The 18,712-nt window shown below is 45.6% G+C and carries 26 protein-coding genes and 1 riboswitch; of the genes, 4 read left to right on the top strand and 22 right to left on the bottom strand.

Features of this window, described 5'->3' with window-relative positions:
- The 6 genes from TX85_RS06385 to TX85_RS06360 form a co-directional block, all read right to left on the bottom strand.
- Positions 1-1,307 (bottom strand): vWA domain-containing protein (locus TX85_RS06385; protein ID WP_222860703.1); only part of this gene is annotated, 1,307 nt, incomplete at its 3' end.
- Positions 1,308-1,671: 364 nt separating this feature from the next.
- Positions 1,672-1,760: riboswitch (cyclic di-GMP riboswitch) on the bottom strand.
- A gap of 154 nt (positions 1,761-1,914) precedes the next feature.
- A complete protein-coding gene (locus TX85_RS06380; RefSeq protein ID WP_049894834.1) occupies positions 1,915-2,943 on the bottom strand; it encodes a DUF4349 domain-containing protein in 1,029 nt (342 codons plus the stop codon).
- Between the two features lie 122 nt (positions 2,944-3,065).
- Positions 3,066-3,602: a GNAT family N-acetyltransferase gene (locus TX85_RS06375; protein ID WP_044478264.1), complete on the bottom strand. Its 537-nt coding sequence runs from the start codon at positions 3,600-3,602 to the stop codon at positions 3,066-3,068.
- Positions 3,603-3,631: 29 nt separating this feature from the next.
- A complete protein-coding gene (locus TX85_RS06370) occupies positions 3,632-4,201 on the bottom strand; it encodes a DUF4269 domain-containing protein (protein ID WP_049894833.1) in 570 nt (189 codons plus the stop codon).
- Complete coding sequence (gene yqeK / locus TX85_RS27355) at positions 4,198-5,265, bottom strand: bis(5'-nucleosyl)-tetraphosphatase (symmetrical) YqeK (protein ID WP_233500731.1); 1,068 nt, start codon at positions 5,263-5,265, stop codon at positions 4,198-4,200. Before yqeK ends, TX85_RS06370 begins: the two co-directional genes overlap by 4 nt.
- A gap of 55 nt (positions 5,266-5,320) precedes the next feature.
- Complete coding sequence (locus TX85_RS06360; protein ID WP_044478263.1) at positions 5,321-6,148, bottom strand: class I SAM-dependent methyltransferase; 828 nt, start codon at positions 6,146-6,148, stop codon at positions 5,321-5,323.
- Positions 6,149-6,546: 398 nt separating this feature from the next.
- Between TX85_RS06360 and TX85_RS06355 the strand changes: the two genes are divergently transcribed.
- Positions 6,547-7,446 (top strand): AraC family transcriptional regulator, encoded by a 900-nt coding sequence (locus tag TX85_RS06355; protein ID WP_044479861.1) that lies wholly within the window; start codon positions 6,547-6,549, stop codon positions 7,444-7,446.
- 151 nt (positions 7,447-7,597) lie between these two features.
- On the opposite strand, the gene TX85_RS06350 is transcribed toward TX85_RS06355, so the two are convergent.
- A complete protein-coding gene (locus TX85_RS06350) occupies positions 7,598-8,218 on the bottom strand; it encodes a LysE/ArgO family amino acid transporter (RefSeq protein WP_044478262.1) in 621 nt (206 codons plus the stop codon).
- Positions 8,219-8,531: 313 nt separating this feature from the next.
- On the opposite strand from TX85_RS06350, the gene TX85_RS27350 reads away from it, so the two are divergent.
- Genes TX85_RS27350 through TX85_RS27005 form a run of 3 tightly spaced genes read left to right on the top strand, consistent with a single transcriptional unit; the run spans position 8,532 to position 9,521 of the window.
- The gene (locus TX85_RS27350) at positions 8,532-8,828 is read left to right on the top strand and encodes an RNA polymerase sigma factor (RefSeq protein ID WP_071784168.1); all 297 of its coding nucleotides are present in this window, start codon (positions 8,532-8,534) and stop codon (positions 8,826-8,828) included.
- 7 nt (positions 8,829-8,835) lie between these two features.
- Positions 8,836-9,093 (top strand): RNA polymerase sigma factor, encoded by a 258-nt coding sequence (locus TX85_RS27345; RefSeq protein ID WP_071784167.1) that lies wholly within the window; start codon positions 8,836-8,838, stop codon positions 9,091-9,093.
- Positions 9,081-9,521, top strand: a complete 441-nt coding sequence (locus TX85_RS27005; protein WP_148444341.1) for a hypothetical protein — start codon at positions 9,081-9,083, stop codon at positions 9,519-9,521. Before TX85_RS27345 ends, TX85_RS27005 begins: the two co-directional genes overlap by 13 nt.
- 63 nt (positions 9,522-9,584) lie before the next feature.
- On the opposite strand, the gene TX85_RS06335 is transcribed toward TX85_RS27005, so the two are convergent.
- The 15 genes from TX85_RS06335 to TX85_RS06265 form a co-directional block, all read right to left on the bottom strand.
- A complete protein-coding gene (locus TX85_RS06335; RefSeq protein WP_044478260.1) occupies positions 9,585-10,565 on the bottom strand; it encodes an N-acetylglucosamine kinase in 981 nt (326 codons plus the stop codon).
- 32 nt (positions 10,566-10,597) lie between these two features.
- On the bottom strand, positions 10,598-11,056 hold the full coding sequence (locus TX85_RS06330) for a hypothetical protein (protein ID WP_148444340.1): 459 nt from the start codon (positions 11,054-11,056) through the stop codon (positions 10,598-10,600).
- A 30-nt stretch (positions 11,057-11,086) separates the two neighbouring features.
- Entirely contained in the window at positions 11,087-11,521 is a 435-nt protein-coding gene (locus TX85_RS06325; protein ID WP_044478258.1) for a VOC family protein, read from the bottom strand.
- A 21-nt stretch (positions 11,522-11,542) separates the two neighbouring features.
- On the bottom strand, positions 11,543-12,349 hold the full coding sequence (locus TX85_RS06320; protein WP_044478257.1) for a VanW family protein: 807 nt from the start codon (positions 12,347-12,349) through the stop codon (positions 11,543-11,545).
- Positions 12,350-12,373: 24 nt separating this feature from the next.
- Positions 12,374-12,814 carry a GNAT family N-acetyltransferase gene (locus TX85_RS06315; RefSeq protein ID WP_316244875.1) on the bottom strand — a complete coding sequence of 147 codons (441 nt, stop codon included), beginning with the start codon at positions 12,812-12,814 and terminating at the stop codon, positions 12,374-12,376.
- Position 12,815: 1 nt separating this feature from the next.
- The gene (locus TX85_RS06310) at positions 12,816-13,202 is read right to left on the bottom strand and encodes a putative quinol monooxygenase (protein ID WP_081671658.1); all 387 of its coding nucleotides are present in this window, start codon (positions 13,200-13,202) and stop codon (positions 12,816-12,818) included.
- A gap of 24 nt (positions 13,203-13,226) precedes the next feature.
- Complete coding sequence (locus TX85_RS06305; RefSeq protein ID WP_044478255.1) at positions 13,227-14,018, bottom strand: lipid II flippase Amj family protein; 792 nt, start codon at positions 14,016-14,018, stop codon at positions 13,227-13,229.
- A gap of 269 nt (positions 14,019-14,287) precedes the next feature.
- Positions 14,288-14,491 (bottom strand): zinc ribbon domain-containing protein, encoded by a 204-nt coding sequence (locus tag TX85_RS06300; RefSeq protein WP_044478254.1) that lies wholly within the window; start codon positions 14,489-14,491, stop codon positions 14,288-14,290.
- A gap of 100 nt (positions 14,492-14,591) precedes the next feature.
- Positions 14,592-15,317 carry a sulfite exporter TauE/SafE family protein gene (locus TX85_RS06295; protein ID WP_049894831.1) on the bottom strand — a complete coding sequence of 242 codons (726 nt, stop codon included), beginning with the start codon at positions 15,315-15,317 and terminating at the stop codon, positions 14,592-14,594.
- Positions 15,318-15,455: 138 nt separating this feature from the next.
- Positions 15,456-15,869 carry a DUF6157 family protein gene (locus TX85_RS06290; protein WP_044478253.1) on the bottom strand — a complete coding sequence of 138 codons (414 nt, stop codon included), beginning with the start codon at positions 15,867-15,869 and terminating at the stop codon, positions 15,456-15,458.
- Positions 15,870-16,052: 183 nt separating this feature from the next.
- Complete coding sequence (locus TX85_RS06285; RefSeq protein ID WP_044478252.1) at positions 16,053-16,571, bottom strand: CarD family transcriptional regulator; 519 nt, start codon at positions 16,569-16,571, stop codon at positions 16,053-16,055.
- Between the two features lie 130 nt (positions 16,572-16,701).
- Positions 16,702-17,211, bottom strand: a complete 510-nt coding sequence (locus TX85_RS06280; RefSeq protein ID WP_158297306.1) for a hypothetical protein — start codon at positions 17,209-17,211, stop codon at positions 16,702-16,704.
- Positions 17,212-17,288: 77 nt separating this feature from the next.
- Positions 17,289-17,717, bottom strand: coding sequence for a GNAT family N-acetyltransferase (locus TX85_RS06275; protein WP_044478250.1), 429 nt, complete (start codon positions 17,715-17,717; stop codon positions 17,289-17,291).
- Positions 17,718-17,866: 149 nt separating this feature from the next.
- Positions 17,867-18,229 carry a hypothetical protein gene (locus TX85_RS06270; RefSeq protein WP_044478248.1) on the bottom strand — a complete coding sequence of 121 codons (363 nt, stop codon included), beginning with the start codon at positions 18,227-18,229 and terminating at the stop codon, positions 17,867-17,869.
- Complete coding sequence (locus TX85_RS06265) at positions 18,213-18,689, bottom strand: DinB family protein (protein ID WP_158297305.1); 477 nt, start codon at positions 18,687-18,689, stop codon at positions 18,213-18,215. The genes TX85_RS06270 and TX85_RS06265 overlap by 17 nt, the downstream gene beginning before the upstream one ends.
- Positions 18,690-18,712 lie beyond the last annotated feature (23 nt).

Genomic DNA, 18,712 nt, shown 5'->3' with positions numbered 1-18,712 from the left:
TGTACCGCGGCTTCAGTTGCAACCGTATAACCGAACCACACAGTTGGGGTTGGATTCGTTACAGTAAGAGTAACCGACTTAGGGCTTCCCCCGACTTGATATAGATATCCTTCAACTGTCTTTGCCGCTATAGAATGTGTGGTGCCTACAGGGAATGCTTCCTTACCGCTTTGATCCTTGTAATACTCACTGTACAAAGGCTCTGCAAATGCTGGCCCCTCCACCTCAACGCCTTCTGCATTGATTGGATTTCCAGCCTCATTTACAAGATAACCTTTAATGAGGATAGAACCATTACCGACACTTACCTTCGGTACCTCAAAATCCTTCGAAACGTTCTTATTATTTACATCTGTATAAGTCAAGGTTGTTGTTCCGTTCGTAGGATAGAGTTCGTTTGAAACGGGGTTTTTGGATTGGTCCATGACCACTGTATAGGTGAGGGTTGCAGGATTCCCCTCTGCAATGTTGCCAATATCCCAGGTGAATGTCTCTGTCCCAGGGTTCCAAGTAACGGTTCCTTGAGAGGCTGTATAATCGCTTGGACTTACATCGGCTCCTTGCTTCTTGAGATTAAACATATCTCCCATTGGATCGATCACTTTGGCGTTTTGAGCTGCATAAGTGATTTGACTCGCCATTTGCTGGAAGATCGTGTTCAATTCTTGACTGTTCGCCGGAAAGTAACCCTCGCTCTGAACGTCCTTCAGCACTTTAATCGCATTGCTGTTATTGGAAACATCCAGCCCGACAGAGTAAATTTTATAGCCTGCATCCTTGGCGAGTTTGGCTTCCGAAATCGTTCCAATTCCATTATCTTTTACACTATATCCATTGACGTTATAATTGGAAATATTGAAGTTTGAGCCACTGCCAAGGGTCTCATTATATTTAAAAGCTGTTAAGGCATAGCCATAACTATTGTTCGACCAGCTGTAGCTTGTTGCCTGTGTTCCCTTGAAGCTGTATGTCGGCTCACCATCACTCAGTACAACAATGATTTTATTTTGTGCCGAACTGCTTCCCAATAGATCACGGGCATTTTTAAGCCCTGACTGAATATTAGTGCCACCGTCTGCTTCAATATCATCAATTGCATTCTTCAGGGCAGTTTTCTGGGCAGGCCCTTTAAATCCGGAGACAAGAGAAGACGATTTGTTGAAGGCAACAACGGCTACCCGGTTATTTGAACCGGAGAGAAGCAAATTGTCCACAAATTTCTTTGCTGCTTCCTTTGCTTTGTCAATTTTGCCATCCTCCCACCACCAGCCATTGTCCATGCTCCCGGACTTATCAATAACCAGCACAACATCCGAGCTAGACTGGATGTTCTTTCCTTCCACCTTCAGGGTTATTTTCCACTCCCCTGACTTACCGGTAGGTTCAGCCGTCTTCGTCAGCTGTGTTGCCCCCGGATTAGGCCAGGAGATCTCCCCTGTTCCTGCTCCAAATACAGACAACGGTCCAACAAAAAGTGAAAATAGGCATAGCCAAGATACTACAATCTTCAACCCGCGTTTCATAAGTTCCTCCTCATTTTTTCATAGATTTCCTCCCTTTCAGGCACGTTATTTTCTACCCTCCTTACTGTTGGGTATTTTTTATCTCACGGCATATAGCCGCAGAGAACGTGAGAAAAACAAAAAACGGCTGCATAAACAATAATTATTGTTATGCAGCCGGACGGTCATTAATCACTGGATTATTAGACTCCAAGGCTTTGCGACCCAATCTTTCGATTTGGTGTGCCAAATTATTTAATTATCTAGTCAAAAAGTCCCGTTTGTTATTTCTGCCGCTCACATTCGTCTGTCTTGTTTTCAATATATTTCAAAAAAATCGACTTGTCAACGAGCTTGGCTGTTAAATTTATCATAGCGCACATATTGACCTTCCATTCAACTCTGCAGAACACTAGTCCTTTAGCCTATTTTCAGGCTCTGCTTCAACTAAAGGACTGTCAATTTTCTCATTTCGCAACCGGGCTCTCCGCCGTCTCAGCGGCCAAATAATTGCAAAAATCACCGCGCCTATGACAATTACCGGAAGTGCTCCGGAAATAAAGATGACGAGCCACTGAAGGATGACCGAGATTGCCTCAAGACTTCCCTGCAGCGCATTCCCGGCACGTTTCAAGAGTGGTTTTTGATCCTGACTCAGCTTGGTCAAGGAATTATCATCTGTTTGATACACACGAATTTCAATGGTGGAGAAGGAGACATTATTATCGATGTACCTCATTCTCCCCTTAATCTGTTCAATCTCTGTCTGAATCCGTTCCAGCTCATTCGTGAATTGAACCAGATCGCTTGTACTCTTCGATTCCCCAACGAATTTCAGATATCTTGCTTCTACGGCCTCCTTGACCTTCAAGCGGGATTCCAGGTCCACATATTCCTCAGATACATCTTGTCCTTGAATACTTTGCTGAAAAGATTCGGGCTTAAGCTGCTCTAATTGCTCCAGAAAAGAGGAAAATCCGGACGCCGGAACCTTAAGCACAAAATTCCCGCCCTGCTCATACGTAGACTGACTTTCCGAGAACTCAACAATATAACCGCCGGATAAGCTAACCAAATCCTTGATCTGTGCCTGAGCCTTTGAAAATTCTTCAACCTTCATAACAACATTTGCCCGGTAAATGAGCTTCTTGTTCAAATCATCTGCGATACTTCCCGAAGGAATCCCTGAACCGGAAGGCAGAGACTGAGGCTCCTGTGCTGCCGTAACCGCCTTATCCATCGCCGGGGAGGAAGGCGCCTCCGCTGAAGAGGAATCAGCCATACTCATGGATGAACTCTCTGTCTCAGCCCCACCTGAGTTGGCAGAGCTGTCATACGCACTGGAAGCATGATCAGCATTGTTAGCGCTCCCGCATCCGCTAAGCAGCAGCAGCAGGCTCATCAGCAAGAACATCCCTTGAAACCACATTTTCTTTTTCACATAGACTCCCCCTAATTGCTTTTTGTTTTATTGACGTTGGAAGGGTTTGGAAGGTTGCTCAAATAAAAAATCCTGCATCGCAAAATTGGCGACGATGCAGGATCAGCTTGATGAACATCTATTTAATTATACTCATGGGAGAGAATACTCATCGTAATCATATCCCGATATTGACCTTTATAAAATATCCGTTGTCGTTGCCGCCCCTCTTCCTTAAAGCCGCAGCTGGCATAACACCGATATCCCCGCTCATTAAAATCCATCACTTGAAGCTCCAATCGGTGCAGATTCAGTGTCTTGAAAGCAAACTCTTGAATCAACCGCAGCGCTTCGCGCCCATAGCCTTGTCCCAGCAACTCTTTGCGCCCAATCACAATCCCGATGGTTGCACAGCGATTACGCCAATCGAATTTAAACAAATCGATTTGTCCAATGTAGTCCAGCGTTTCTTTTTCCGAAATAATAAAGCCCTTCGTATCGGTCTTCCCTTCCACCATGGAGCGAACAAAGGACTCCGTATTCTCATAGGTGTGTGGAAAAGAAAAGACCTCGCTTAACGTATCCGTAATCTCATTATCATTAGCCCATTTGCGAATCGCTGGTATATCCTCCATACGATACTCTCGCAGTGTAACCCGCTCTCCAGTTAAATACGACATTTTTTTCACCTCTCAACAGATTGGCATTTCTATTCACATGCAGATAACAGCTTAAGCAGCTCCAGATCTGCTTTCCCCTCAAGCTTCAATAGCTCATCATAGGGATCTCCCTCCAAGTGCAACACCTTGGCAAAGGCAGGCTCCGTCTTTAATCCGTTTTGCTTCAGCTGAATGATGGTTTGTTTAAACGATTCTCCAAATAGCGACAACAATCGCGCTTCTATACACATATGCCGATACCCGTTCTGTTGTGCCGTCGGAACAGGCTGACCGAACAGCTCTATCGGCCAATGCTCACAATGAAAGTTAACCTTGATGCGAGGTACACCGTCCACTTCCCGCTCATGAACCATATACCCGGCATAATGTGCAAAATGAGTGTCGGACTCCTTGCGAAACGTCTCAAAATCATGCACTTCACAGATCAGATCCAGATCGCTGCCAGAAACCTGAATGTCCAAAGGCACCGTTCCGACAAGAATCGGTTGATAACTATGCAGAATTTCCATGAAGCGGTGTCGGCGAAGCAATCTGTAAACTTCCTGCTGTAACGTTGTTCCTGACTTAAGATCATGAAGCTCGGTCATCGAACCCATCATTCCTTACGTTCCAATTGCCGCAAATAAAGTATATAATCCGTGGCGGGCGGGGAGATCTCCGCCATTCGCAGCAAGGAAGCAATCTGCCCCCGATGGTAGCTGCCATGCAGCGCTACATGCATAAGTATATCTACAGGTTCAGTAGTATACTCTGCTCCCGCGCCAGTAACATAAGTGACGGGTTGCTGCAGCTGTTCCGGGGTAACCGCATCGAGATAACACGAGAACCGGTCTCTATTTTCCGCCGCCAAATTCCGTAAATCTTCTATCTGCATATGATCCGGCCAAACTGCCGCCTGAACCCTCTTTCCTTCAATTCGGGAAATCCATATGGCTTCCGCTGAAAGGATGTGAGCAAACAGCTTGATAACGCGATCACCGTCAGGCTGTTCCCGGTCCAATACCTCCAGAATCTGATGATTGGACCAGTCCATATGCTGAAACATCCGCCTTAAATTGCGCTTGGCAGGATCCTCTGCCGCCTCTTTTTGCTCTAACATATAAGCTCTTGCTTGAATCAAGCTGGAATGAACCAATTTCAACTTGTCGCGCTGATTCCATACATGATTCAAATAGACCAGTACAGCTTCGTCCAAGTGTCCCTCGTCTACAAGCTGTCGAATTTCATTTAGATAAGCATGATCCTCTGCCTGATCCCAAGCCACTTTATCTGCAATAAATACTACTTTATCAAGACGGGTAGCCTCTGCTCTGAGTGTTGTATGGCAAGCTATCGCATCCAGCACTTGAAGATCGTCCACTCCAAACAACTGCTCTGCCATGGCTCGAGACAACTTCTGGTGGATAATCCGCGGATAGTCCAGCTCCTCATCCAATACCTCTATATCCGCTTCGCGTGCGGTCTCCAGAAAAAGAGACGCCGGAATGACATTACTGATGTCATGAAGAAGCGCCGCCTGCTCTGCCTTCATCGGATCGACATTATATAGCCGCGCAATTCTAACTGCATGACTGGTTACCTTCAGGGTATGATCCCAGGTCGCTAAATCACCATGCAATTTAAAGAAAGCACCCACATCCTGGAGCAAACTCCCGGTCAGCACCAAATCTTTGATATAGGGCTTCTAGCCCGGACTTCCGTTGTTCATCACACATGGATTAACCTCCAAATTCTGAATTATCCGGCTTTCTGACTACAATCACCATATGTTCTGTAGCATCGCGATATTGCGGTGCTTCGCTCGTCTCACTGGCTGCCTGCAGCAGATTTCCATAGACCACTGGATCTTCTATATACAAGCGGCTCACTTCCTCCCGCATTCCAGCCAGAAAGCTTTCCGCACCGGCATACGTAATGATCTCGAATCCTCCGGCCTTGACCTCTTCAATAGCTTTAACAGGAATGGTGAAATAGCATTGGGTGAAGCCTTCATTCTCATTAAGCCGCTGCTCCTGCAAATACTTATATATCTCTTCAGAATCTCTACAGGATTCACTAAACTCGGAAACCCCGGATTTGAGCACTCCCCATGCATTAATGTAGGCAAGCAACGCGACTCCTCCGGGCTTCAAGATCCGGTATGCATGACGTATCACCTGTGAACGTTCTTCTTCCTTAAGCAGATGATATAACGGACCCAATACCAGGGCGCCGTCACAGCATTGATCGTTCAAAACATGCATGTTAATCGCACTTTCGCACAAATAAGCTTCTGCCTGAAGCCCCAGACCCTCAATGCGCTTCTGAGCCAGAGCAAGCTCGTTGGAGGACAGGTCCATAAGCGTTACCTGATAGCCTTGCTGCAGCAATTCAATCGCATATCTTCCCGGCCCGGATCCGATATCGCAAATATGACCTGTATCAGGAAAATACCGATCCATCAGCCTTAAGGTCGATAGCCATTCTACCCTGCTATAGGGGTTCTCCAATCTGCTCCATTCCCGGTCCGCATTGTTATCGTAATATGCTTGGACAATCCGACTCATAGGCCGCCTCCTCATTCAACTCTTGCCGTTTCATCAATAAGCTAATACTTTGAAGGAACTATATAATATAAAACCCGATGGGAATATGATGGATATCATGCTTTAATACACAAGCCACATCCAAGAGGCTAAACATGCGATCCCCAAGATCATTTCATGATTTCGCTTTCTGCCCCCGCCAGGAAATTCACAAGCAAGAACCCGATGACCCCGCTGATTGAAAGAATGATCTTCCCCCATCTATAATAGTTAAAATTTGTTCTAGTGATTTCTTCCAGTTACCTATAGTAAGATTACTTTGATTACATATTCTTAATTGCCCTTCAAAAAAGAAGCAAAAAACGTCAAGAACATCTGTTCCCGCCATGATAGACTAATTTCAGAAGGAGGCGAGCATGATTTCGACTTACGAGGCTATAATTCAGGATATCATAGACTATATCGAAGCACATCTCTTTATGGAATTGTCCCTTTCTACCCTGGCTAAACAGGCCGGCTTTTCGGAGTTCCATTTCCTTCGGGTCTTCCAGGCCATGACTGGAACTACGGTGATGGATTATCTTCGAAAAAGAAGGCTTATTTGCGCCGCCAATAAGGTAGCCTATTCCAATGAGAGGCTGCTGGATATTGCCCTGGACTGTGGCTTCAGTACTCCAGAAACCTTTACTCGCGCCTTCCGCCGATTATATGGCATGACGCCAGGAGAATATCGGAAGCGGGGCATCCAGCCTCCTGCTTACCCGAAGGTATCCGTCATGCAGCCTTGCTACAATTCATATTTAGGAGGAATTCAGATGAATTATGAAATTGTGACGAAACCTGCTTTTGACATCATTGGCTACTCAATCCTTACAACTTCCCAGGAAGGAGAAAACAGCCGGGAAATCCCCGCCTTCTGGAAACGTTATATGGAAGAGAAGCTGGGGCAGACTTTGTATGATCAGGCCGCTTCCAATGCAGAGTATGGCATCTGTGCCCCATGTAATTTGGAGACGGGAGAATTCAAATACATCATTGGCGTTGAAGCTCATGCCGACGCCGTTGTTCCTGAAGATGCGGAAAGACATCATATAACGGAGCAGACTTATGCTGTCTTTACGACTCCGAGAGTGCCCCAGGATCAATTCACCGATTCCATTCAAGCAACCTGGCAGACAATCTTCAGTGAATGGTTCCCTCATTCAGGCTATGAGCACTCCGGAGCGCCCGATTTTGAATATTATGACGAGCGCTGCTGGAGTGACCGCAACGAGTTGGTAGAGATGGACATTTACATTCCTGTGAAGAAAAAGAACTGAATAAGTTGATCAAAAAAACTACGTAGAAAGGGCATAAGTGTGAAGTGTGCTGTAGTGAAAGCTTTCTGCAGGAAAGCTGCTTAACTGATATTAACCAAGACAACCGCCGATGGGCGGCTGTCTTGGTTTTTATTATTCCTTACGATGGTTCCTAAGGATGAACTAACCCTTCATAAGCGGAATACATGCTGTAAATTCCGAAGGATAATAGGATAAGACTTGAGAAGAGATTGATGAACTTCATTGTCTTAGATCCGATCATCTTCCTGAGCAGCCCCACTACCGTGCTTAAAAGAAGCCACCATGCAGCCGATCCTATAAATACCCCAACGATGAGATAAACCGAAGACACTGAGCCTGAGGCCAAGTTCATCCCCGCAAAAATGCCTATAAATGACAGGATCGTCAACGGGTTAGTGAGCGTCAGGAAGAAAGTAGTCACGAAGGTCCTAAGGTAATCGGTCCTGGAGATGTCAGAGTCTTCCCTATGCATGACCGGGGAGCTAAACGTACGGTAAGCAAGAAATAATAAAAATAAAGCGCCAACCAATTGAACCCATGAAGCATATTTAATTAGAAATTGTGAGATTATTGTCAGCCCCAAGGCAGCCGCGCTTCCGTAGATTGCATCGGCCGAAGCCGCCCCTAAACCCGCCACGAATCCAAAGGAACTTCCCTGGGTCAAGGTTTTTCGCAGACATAGAATTCCAATCGGTCCTACTGGTGCAGCGATAGAAAATCCGAGCAGCAGGCCGTTAAAAAGCGGTGTCATTGTCTACGCTCCTTCAGCTGCCGATTTTGGTTCTCCAGCTTAGGAAGGCCAATAAGAATTTTCAACGTCTCCACTCCTTATTCGTGCTTCTATTAATGGTTATTTATGGCAGGCATGATAAGCTGTAGATTGTTCATTCGGTGTAGCCCCTTCCGCTCTCATAGATTCAGCTGCGCCCGTACCGATAGCAGATTAAGATACTATTCTGACCTGTCTTAAAAAAATCCTCTTTTCTCTGCTCATGTCATAATTATTTTCTTGTCCTTGTAACGAAATGCGATAATTTCAGATATATAGTTTAGGAGGTGAGAAAGTGGCGGAGGATTTGGATGGAATCTATAGAGAATACGCCAACCATGTCTATAGATATTTATTTAGCCTTACGCATGATCGTGATTTAGCCAACGAAATGACTCAAGAAACTTTTTATCGGGCAGTGTATTCTATTCATACCTTTGACGGGTCCTGCAAAATCAGCGTATGGCTCTGTCAAATTGCGAAGCATGTCTGGTACCAGGAACTGGCGAGAAGAAATAAACATCAGAGCCAGCAGCTTCATGAAGCTATCCCTTCAACAGAACTATCACCGGAAGAGCTTGCTCTTTCATAACAATAAGATGGAGCTGTATCGAGCTATCCACCAATTGAGTGAACCCATGCGTGAAATTGTACATATGCGACTATCCGGGGAATTTTCGTTTGCTGAAATTGGAGAAATTCTCGGCAAGAGCGAGAACTGGGCGCGTGTCACTTTCTACCGGGCCAAGCAGAAAATTATGAGCAACACCTTCAGGTATGCGAGTCCTGCCGAGCTCTTCATGATAAGCTGTCCGCTCCGCTGGCGGATCCTCCCCCAGCTGATATGGAAGAATTAGATTATTTGAAAAAAGTTAGAAAAAGGACCTCAAAAAAGTGGATAGCCGGGGGCATCTTCCTCTTATTGATTTTCTCCTTATTAACTTATTTTCTCGCAATTGGATCCCTTGTAGACGAGGAAGATCTCACTTACACCACCTCTATTGAAGGTGGAGAATGGCGTATACACTTGCAGCTTACAAATGGAAAGTCCTTGCTTGTAAGGACGGAGCCCATCTATGATACTCCCGGTGCCAACGGAATCAGACGGGTGATCGGAACCCGGTTGAAACCTTATCAGCTCGTGCCCTCTCCACTCTTGGAGAAAGGAAACGACTCCTTCATGTTTGGCGGCACGATGAGCAGCTTTGCGCAGAGAGCGTATAAAGTTGAGCTTCAAATGGCCGATCGTACGATTGAGTTCACATCCGATCAATTCGTTGAATAGCCAAAGATCATGCGAAACCCCCAATAGAAGAGACCTGCTTCTGATGGGGGTCTTATTTTCTGACTATGTCTTGCAGGCATAGCTTAGATTACTCAAAATTTGAGGAGTTATCTCGATACCAAGCTCTCTGTATGCCAGCAATACGGCACCTGCCACCGGTGTGAATGCCGGCTGTACAAGCCGATACTTCTTGTTATTGCCTCTAGCCATTGCCGCAGTGAGCTGCTGTTGAAAATAATCGCTTTGCGCTACGCTTCCCATGAAAGTCACACTAACCTCCGGTTCTGAGAAGTAAGAGGCCAGGAGCTCCGTTCCGACAGCAATTTGCCGGATAGCACGATCACATACCAGCCGAGCCAGCCTGCTATGCTGCATCGCCGCTTTGGTAACAAACGGGGCCAGTTCGGCAAATTTTCTGTTCCGTTCAAACGGCTCTTTAATAAAGCCTTGGAGGGCTAGCAGGGATAGTTCTTGAACATTGCTTGCTTTCCAGAAATGAAGGATGTCCCGAGTCAAGTCCGAATCACTATCATCACTATTTCCCGCCAGCAGCTCGAACGTAGCCTCCATCGCCAACGATCTTGCCGCACTCGCCGCATAATGATGCAGGTCATAGTTTTTGATCTCTCTTCCCGTTTCCGTCCTTGCATAGATGATTGAACCGGTTCCCGATATAGACACGATTCCCGGCTCCGCCAGAAAAGCGCCATAATGAGCTACGACTGCATCGTTCACATACTTTCTTGGACAAGCCAGCCCGTTTAAAGACGTCAATGGCTGGACCCATTCATAATCGGATTCCGTATCCAAGCCGGCAACACCCGCCGCCAGCATTTTTACCTCAGCAGGGTTTACTCTTGCTTGCTCCAAAGCTTCTTCCATGGCCTGGTGCATATTTTCCTTCGCACGCAAATCTTTGTAAATGGAGGAAGAACCGCTCTGTATGTACGAAAGAACACGACCGGAAAGATCGGCTATCATCACCCGGGTATGCGTTCCTCCGCCATCAATGCCAATCACGGTCCCATCCCTTTTTTCGCTCATAGCGCACTCCTCCAATAATAAATCGGCAGAATTTAAATCCAACGGAATATTCTCCCGTATTTAATCTCGATCCCATTCCGCTTGGCCCACTGGATAATTTCTTCGATATACTCCTCTTCATTTCCTTTGATCTTAAAGCATAGCAAGCTGGGAACTAATCGTTTTCCCTTAGGCTTGATTCCGATAATCTGGCTGAGGTAGCCTTGAATAACCAACTTATCGATATGGACTGCAGTAATCTCCTTACGTCCTACAATCATCTTCTCACCGATAATTTCCATACAACGCGGCTGGATGACCATTCTGATACCGAGTGCTATTAGTGCGCCTGCATAAAATAGAGAAAATAGAGTTCCGATCATCGGTGAAATAGAAGAGTAAAGGCCTCTACCTGTTAAAGCGGAAAAAAATATCATCGATATGACCGGCAGCTGTAAAATAAGCGCAACCCAGCTGGAAGCCGGGAGCTTAATGTCATATGTTTTATTCAAGCTTGCATCTTCCATATTGTCTTCCTTTCCCTAGAAATGGACCATAGCCCCTCTGGCATCAAATACAGCGGTTGGATTCCAGGCAATCTCCCAGGCATTTCCTTCCGGATCGAGAAAATCGGCTGTTCTCCCGCCACAGAATGTTTCTCCGGCTTCCTTGATGATCTTGCCTCCCGCAGAGCGCACCTCTTCTACAACCTGATCCACCTGCTCCGGCGTATCAACATTGATAGCCAAGGTAATCCCCTTAAACCCTTGAACCGGAACAACCGATGCATCCAATCCGGCATCCTTGATCAGTTCTTCCATAGGAAAAAGAGAGAGCAGCACTCCAGCGGTCTTGAATACACTGTAGTTATCAGAACTAATCTCTGTCTCGCTCCAGCCCAGCCCCTGGTAAAACCTTCTTAACTCTGGCAGGTTTGTTGCCCCGATTGTAATTAAACTTACTCTTTCAGGAACCATAATAGTAGTCTCCTCCTCTTCTTATTCCGCCTTCGCTTTCAGCAAAGGCTGGTACATCATCAATGCCTGATTGCCTGTAATGAATTCATCCGCAAGCAGTTCGCCATCCAGATTGAATTTTTTCCTGTAGATGGAATTGGTTCGAACGTATCCGCCCCAATACTCTTGGGATATTCGATGATCTCGCTCATACACTTCAAAATGGTGGGCTGGCTCACGCGTTGTCCGCCATTCTCCATGCAAAGATTCCTCGTCCATATAAACGAGCAATTGGTAGGGCTGATCCGTGGGATTATAGATTTGCAGGTCCAGATAATTATAAGAACAGGTAGCCCCGCTTCCGAATGGCTGGGTTCGATTCGCATCCGGAAATACATCGTAACTATGACGATGCCGCTCGGTCACGATTAACGGAGTATGGAGTGTGATCCAATAGATCAAATTGGATAGCTGGCACAGTCCCCCGCCAATTCCGGGTTTAAAGGTGCCATAATAGAGAACCATTCCTTCTACATAACCTTTTCGCTTGGTTGGATTGCCGATCAGTTTCCAATAGGAAAAGGTTTCTCCGGGAGCAATCACGACTTGATGAAGCCGGGGGATTGCGATTTGCAGATTTTTGATCTTATTGTACTGGAGCCACATATCCACATTTTTCAGCTTTCGAAGAAGCGGGGTAGCATGACTTGCAGCCGAATGAGGCAGATGATCGTCGAGAATACGGCGTGCAAATGTTACGTTTCCGAAATACCATTTCATATACCGCTTAAGCTTGAAATAATAGGAACCTGCCTTGATTCTTAGTCTGGATCTCTTCTTCGGCTTCAATCCTTCTCCTCCTTGCAACCGAGCTTATTCAAACGTTTTTCCCATATAGAACTCGTCGATATATCTTCCATCGATATATAACGATTTTTTCTTGGTGCCTTCAATTTCGAATCCCATTTTCTTATATAAAGAAACGGCCGTTTCATTATGAGACATCACGGTTAGCTCCAGTCTTTTTAATTCGGTGTTCTCCCTCCATTCTTCCAAAGCTTGAAATAAACGGGTACCAATCCCTTGTCCTTGATAAGCAGCCAGGATTCCCACAACAATATATCCGACATGCTTGATTCGCTTCGCCTTCCCTCCATCCACTAAGAGATATCCAACAAACTGATCGTCGTGTTCTGCGATCAGGATTGTTGAATTATCGGAAGCAATAAACGACTGTATAAATTTTCTGTGATGCTCAAGGGACGTGCTTCTTTCTCCGGGTTCATACAGCATAAACTTCGTCTCATGATCCAACTTACGGCACAGAGCCAAGTGCCTCTCTGCATCTTCTTCCCTTATTTCTCTTATAGATACCATTGGATTCCCCCTTCTTCAGTCGATAGATTCCTTTCCCGCCCAAGGTGGTTAATTTGATTTGTTCGATGCCTGCAATCAGTGGTCTAGCCTTTTGAATCAAGCTTTTGGCTTCTTCCAATGACAGCGAGGCTTGATGAGCCGATGAATCACTCCATACTTCGGTCACCCATACCCCGGTCGAGTCCTCATCCGGGATATTAATAGCATACACGTCACAACTTTCCACAGAGGCCATCCCTTGGGCTGCCTCAAGCAGCATACCGGCCAGTTCATCCCGCCGTCCTTCATGGGCGGTAAATTTCGTGTACAATCCAAATTTGTTCATCGTCGCTTCTCCTTGTCCTAGTAATCAAAAAAGCTTGACTACAATGCTAATGAGGTAAGCTGCCGGTATCAACAAAAACTGAGCAAGAAGCGTTCCAAAAAACCGCGAAATCATGAGCAATCCATAAATTTTTCCCAGCTTCTCCTTATATAGCTCGCTATTGCAGGCTTTGTCCGTGATGAGTCCGATCTGGGGATCGATGAAAATGGTCAGCAGGATCGTCGCGATCCCGTTAATCAGTCCCGAGGATTGCGAAGCTGCTGTCCCTAATTCGGGGACCAGATGCGCAGCATAGAGTGAAGACAGCACACCTACTGTGTAGATAGCAGTCACAAGCACGTTTAGAAGAATGAACCGTTTGGGAATACCCAAATACCGCAACCCGGAAAGCCGGAAAGAGGGTCTTTGAATATAGTGCCGGGTATTCTTCAATTGCCCGATGGTTACACTCAGAAACAATTTGGGCAAAGAGCCCGCGATTTCAAATCTGGAGATCACTCTCTGCCACAGGTTCACAAGCGTAGGAAACAAAAGAATACCCAACAGCGTGCCCAAAGACGCAGCAAGCAATATAATCCGCAAATACTCCAAAACATCAAATTGAATGGCAGTCTTGCTGTAGTCGATAAACTTTGCCGTCATGGGTGCCTGAATCAAGTTCGCAGTCCTTGAAACAAGAACAGTGATTCCCAGTAATGAAAGAGCTACCGCAAGCTTATTTATCCTCACTCCTGCCAACCGTAATGCATAGGATGAAGTTTCAACCATATGGATAATCATCGTTAGAACAGAAATGATAATTAAGTTTTGTACCATACTTGCTACCTCACTTAGTCACAATTGGTCGGCTCAATGACATGCTTGACTAGTTCATTTCCACAGCAACCGAACCCCGCCTGATCACTCTTGGGTCCAGGCTTCCCATAGACTGAACTCATTCCATAATTATACATCTTGAATGCAAAAACATCATTATCTATATTCATCGAATAAGGCCTAGCTACAAGATTTTAGCTCAAACAAAAACCGGCTCAAGCGCTTGAGTCGGTCTTTGCTTACATCTATTAGTTAAGATTGGGCTGAAATCAGCCAAAAAACAGGTCAAGCACGTTAGATCCCGTGGATGAAGCTTTATTGTAGAACTCGGAATAGCCGCATTTTGCGCAGTATACGACAACAAATTGATTATGCTGGATATCAAACATCTTGGAAAGACCCGTGCCGGTCATAGCCACTTCTTTCGTTCTTGCGTCCCTGCTGCCGCATTTGATGCAACCTTTGTTGTTCATTACGTATCCCTCCGTATTTTTTGCTGTTGTTAAACTTATACGTTTGAATGAACGTTGCGTTCCTACATCGGTATCCTGTCTTTACCCTCCTACAGAACGACTAAAATGGAATTGCCCCAAGGATCATCGAGACGGATGAGGCTATTAATAAGTAAATGACAAGCTTTCTAAACATCTGCTGGTCAATCCGCCTCGCCATAGCCATGCCTATTCCAGTGCCTGCAATCATGATGACGAGCAGTTGGACGATAATGGATGCAACCTCTCTATCCAGGGTTCCGTTAAAGTAAAATACCGCTAATGTAGAAAGGTTAAGGAAGATACTATAGAATGCCAAGTTTGCTTTGAATACCTGCTGATCTTTTCCCTGATTCGCAAGGAAGAGAACGAGCGGAGGCCCGCTGGCGGAGATGCTGCCATTGAGTATGCCGCTGAACAGGCCTACCGTCGGATAAGCCAGATATTCATTCCGAATCGGAAAGGTGACCCTCCTGAGCAGCAAAATTGCAAAGCCGAAAATCAACAGACCGACGCTAATTTTAAGGATGACCCCATCTAACACCAGCAAAAGATAACCACCTATAGGAATTCCGATAAATCCGAAGACAATAAGCGGCCAGATCTTTTTCAATTCCACATGCTTGTACAGTCTCCAGATCATGACCAGATTAGATACCAGGCTTAGGCCGACAACAATAGGCACAATCTGATTAAACGGCAGGACCAGGGACAATAATGGAACCGCAATCAGCGCAAAGCCGAAGCCTGTCAGCCCCTGCGCAATGCTGGCAATGAGAACGATTAGCCATCCATATACCATAGTCATGATTGTGTCTTCTCGGAAATGACTTCAAGCGCATCATGCTCCTGCAGCAAACAGCCCATACCCCGGTCAGTTTCTTTTGCATAGTCGATCATTAACATGGTTTCTCTTCTTACTCTTCATGAAGTTGTGCGCTCTAAGTCAGCCTTTCCGGCTGGAACGCATCGCCTTTAGCTGCTTAATTGAACGGTCCTGCAATAGCTGCCGGTATTCCTCGGATTCAACGGCATAAAGCGCCATTTTCCCTTCGGCATTATGGTGGATCCCCCAACCGTATCGCTTGCCCAATGAAGACGTACGCAGGCAGGCTTGGCTCCTGGAAAAAAACCTCTCCCGCTCCAGATCCTTTTCCTCTTCCTTAATTCCGTTGCGGACAGCATGCACTTCAAACAGCACATCCGCTTGAGTATAGACATACGGACTGTGCGAAATCATTTCATACTGTATCACAGGAACCGTCTTCACCCCGCCTTTAGCTTGGGGAATCTCCCCTGCGCTTACCTGACAGTCGTCTGCGACTGCAATGAATGTGTTGTAGTAATTGATGTCTTTCATCGAGAAATCCCCTCACAATTCTTTATCGTCAAGTTAGATCATGGATTGTCCTATATACATGTTCTCCTGAAACAATCATTTTCCTTCTCTGCATCATTTCGAATCTGGCAATGATAAGACAAAAAAGAACTCTCTTCCCGGGCACTACAGTACCGAGAGAGAGCCCCATTAAAGGCTGAGTATTTAGACATATACTCTTGCCAGCCACTCCGTAACTACATCGTCTATAATCGATTTTGTCGCTTCTAAATCCCTGTCCATGACAACCGATAGCTCACTGCTGAGCAACTCCTCCGCCTGCTTCAATATTCTCTGCTCTGTCATTGTCAGCTTCTTGCCGCTCTGGAGGCTGTCCTTCTTCTTGTACTGGATGTTTTTAATAATCCGGAGCAAGCCTGTACATTCCTGATTTTTTAATAATGCATCATATTCATCCTGCATATTGGACCGTACATCAGCCGGGGCCTTGCTCTCCTCTCTTACTCGGTCCAGCAGCTGACGGGCTTGTTCAGAAGAGATGACCGGCCGCATCAGCACCTTCGTATCAACCGGCGTATAGATCACTTCTGTGCTGCATACCGGTTCCAGCTTATAATAAAGCTTCTTATCCCCGACATGAAATGCAAGTTCCGGGTAATCAATAGATGTAACTTGGCAGACTCCGCTATGACCGTATACAACAAACTCTCCAATCTTAAACACAGGTTCGCCTCCCTTACATATTGGAAAAACCCCGAAGCTACCTGGATAACAAAATCCTTAGCTTGGGGCACTCCCTATGCCGTCTGAAATTGTCTATAAATTAATTATACCACACATATGTCAAGTCGGCTTATTCTCTATCCCTTCTCTGAAGCAACTGTGCGCCGGAGCCCTTATACTTGTAACTATAGCTGTCCTCGATATAATACCGGTCAATCCATAAGAGCACCTCACGCTTGTACGCGGAAGCTTGGGCCAGCGCAGCAGCACTCATGGCTCCCGTTCCGACCAAACGGTGCTCCTCCGCAGGAACAGTGGTATCTGTATAGTCCAGCCATTCCACCTCATACAAGCTTTCTGCATAAGCCTGGAAGTTCAAACGATAATCCCTGATCACCTTCCGGTCTTCATCCATTTCGAACTGATTCAGCAGTGCATTAGTGATATTATCCCATTCGTCCTGCCAGGCTTCAAGATAAACATTAGATAGATAATTTATTTCCGGTGTAGAGGATGCGATATCAAAATCCGTTTTAAATGCCTCATCAATCGGATTTCCTGAAATCAGAGATTGTTGCGAATTTTCCGCAGGTTCTTCGATCGGATCGGCTTCAGGCAATGCTGTTATTACGTTTTCCATACTCGATGACATACCGCAGCTGCTTAAAGGGAGAATAAGGAGAGATAATAAAGACAAGAGTACCCATCTCGATGCCATCATTTAATTTCCCGCCTATGCATAACACCGAACATTCCTGTCATGCCATCATGATTATGGAGACCATATCTGCGATAAAATGTTTCCCTGCCCTGCGAGGCAAAGAGACCGATGAAGGCCTTCTCTGGAGCGTTTTCCTTCAAGAACTCCGTAATTTCATCCATAATCATACTGCCGACTCCTTTGCCTTGATGCTCCGGCGCCACGGCGATATCTTGAATATAAAAGTAAATTTTCCCGTCCCCTACGATTCTCCCCATCCCGACAATCTCCTCTCCGAGTTGGGCGACCACCGCAAAGACTGATTGCTGTAAAGAGGCCTCAGCAACCTCTAAGTTCATATAATCCGCCCAGTCAACAGCTGTACAAAGAGCTTTGTACTCCTCTGGCGTAGGCGTTCGTCTACTTATTTGATAATGGTTAGTCATAGGATCACCTTTCTAAAAGAGCTCGATTTTAGCTGTTCCATGTCTCTAGCATCTCCATAACGCCGTAGAGGTTTTCTACAACAGGATACTTACTCACTGTTAGCTCATATTGCGATAAAAGCTCTTGGTCTCTGCATAGTGCCTTTGAATTAATCATTGTCAGTGCTTCTATTAACAAAGATTGCATCAAACATCATGCCTCTCAGCATTACTAGTTCATCTGAATCATAACCTTCTATTTTAAGTATCCAGGTTTTAAAACCCCAGAACTTGTCTCCTCTTATTCGTCCAATTGTCTTTTCGATGGGCAGCCTATCTGTAAATGTCCAAGCCGAAAGTGTCATATCGTAGTCATAGGTGATTCCGTTGCTTATGACCTGCTCTCCCTTCCAGTCGAAGACCTGCAATCTTTCAACCGAATTGCTATAACCGTCACAAAACCAAGGCATCCAACCAGGACGATGCCAATCAATAGTGCAACAAGGTGCTTCTTCTTCATTTAGTCGGAGCATTTGCCGCTTTGATACTTTTCAAATACTTATCAATTTGTTTCCTATGGTGTTTATCATGCGGAACAAAACCTCTTAAATATCCCCGGATCGAAAATTTCTTCCCGTCTCCATCCTTATACTCTTTCAAGCGGTCTTCTTCCGGCAGTTGGCTGACCACATTAATAATCTTGCTGCGCCATTCCACAAACTGCTTAATCATCGAATCTTTCGTTTGACTCTTTGCATACTCCATGGCATTGGCATTGAATTCGTTGAAGTTCAGATGCTTTACAGTTACGGGTTGTCCCAACGTAATCTTCTCAATACCTTCCTCATAAAAATACTTGTCCCAAAGCATCATATGGCTTACAATATCCTTCAGCGTCCATTTCCCTTCTGCAATCGGGTTATTCCAATGTTCTTCACTTAATCCCCCTAGTTCTTGAACATAAGAAATAAATCCGCTGAATTCTTCTACCATCTCCGAGGTTGTTTTTGCCATCA

The sequence above is a fragment of the Paenibacillus antibioticophila genome, assembly GCF_000455265.1.
Taxonomy (GTDB): Bacteria; Bacillota; Bacilli; order Paenibacillales; family Paenibacillaceae; genus Fontibacillus; species Fontibacillus antibioticophila.
The sequence above is the reverse complement of the archived record's forward strand: the minus strand, read 5'-3'. Positions and strand labels throughout refer to the sequence as shown.

Coding starts and splice junctions, on each gene's coding strand:
- TX85_RS06375 (WP_044478264.1), bottom strand. CDS start 3,602: ATGTCGTATTTAACTGGAGAGCGGGTTACACTGCGAGAGTATCGTATG.
- TX85_RS06370 (WP_049894833.1), bottom strand. CDS start 4,201: ATGATGGGTTCGATGACCGAGCTTCATGATCTTAAGTCAGGAACAACG.
- TX85_RS06360 (WP_044478263.1), bottom strand. CDS start 6,148: ATGAGTCGGATTGTCCAAGCATATTACGATAACAATGCGGACCGGGAA.
- TX85_RS06350 (WP_044478262.1), bottom strand. CDS start 8,218: ATGACACCGCTTTTTAACGGCCTGCTGCTCGGATTTTCTATCGCTGCA.
- TX85_RS27345 (WP_071784167.1), top strand. CDS start 8,836: ATGGAGCTGTATCGAGCTATCCACCAATTGAGTGAACCCATGCGTGAA.
- TX85_RS27005 (WP_148444341.1), top strand. CDS start 9,081: ATGGAAGAATTAGATTATTTGAAAAAAGTTAGAAAAAGGACCTCAAAA.
- TX85_RS06335 (WP_044478260.1), bottom strand. CDS start 10,565: ATGAGCGAAAAAAGGGATGGGACCGTGATTGGCATTGATGGCGGAGGA.
- TX85_RS06325 (WP_044478258.1), bottom strand. CDS start 11,521: ATGGTTCCTGAAAGAGTAAGTTTAATTACAATCGGGGCAACAAACCTG.
- TX85_RS06310 (WP_081671658.1), bottom strand. CDS start 13,202: ATGAACAAATTTGGATTGTACACGAAATTTACCGCCCATGAAGGACGG.
- TX85_RS06305 (WP_044478255.1), bottom strand. CDS start 14,018: ATGGTACAAAACTTAATTATCATTTCTGTTCTAACGATGATTATCCAT.
- TX85_RS06300 (WP_044478254.1), bottom strand. CDS start 14,491: ATGAACAACAAAGGTTGCATCAAATGCGGCAGCAGGGACGCAAGAACG.
- TX85_RS06295 (WP_049894831.1), bottom strand. CDS start 15,317: ATGACTATGGTATATGGATGGCTAATCGTTCTCATTGCCAGCATTGCG.
- TX85_RS06290 (WP_044478253.1), bottom strand. CDS start 15,869: ATGAAAGACATCAATTACTACAACACATTCATTGCAGTCGCAGACGAC.
- TX85_RS06280 (WP_158297306.1), bottom strand. CDS start 17,211: ATGGAAAACGTAATAACAGCATTGCCTGAAGCCGATCCGATCGAAGAA.
- TX85_RS06275 (WP_044478250.1), bottom strand. CDS start 17,717: ATGACTAACCATTATCAAATAAGTAGACGAACGCCTACGCCAGAGGAG.
- TX85_RS06270 (WP_044478248.1), bottom strand. CDS start 18,229: ATGCTCCGACTAAATGAAGAAGAAGCACCTTGTTGCACTATTGATTGG.
- TX85_RS06265 (WP_158297305.1), bottom strand. CDS start 18,689: ATGGTAGAAGAATTCAGCGGATTTATTTCTTATGTTCAAGAACTAGGG.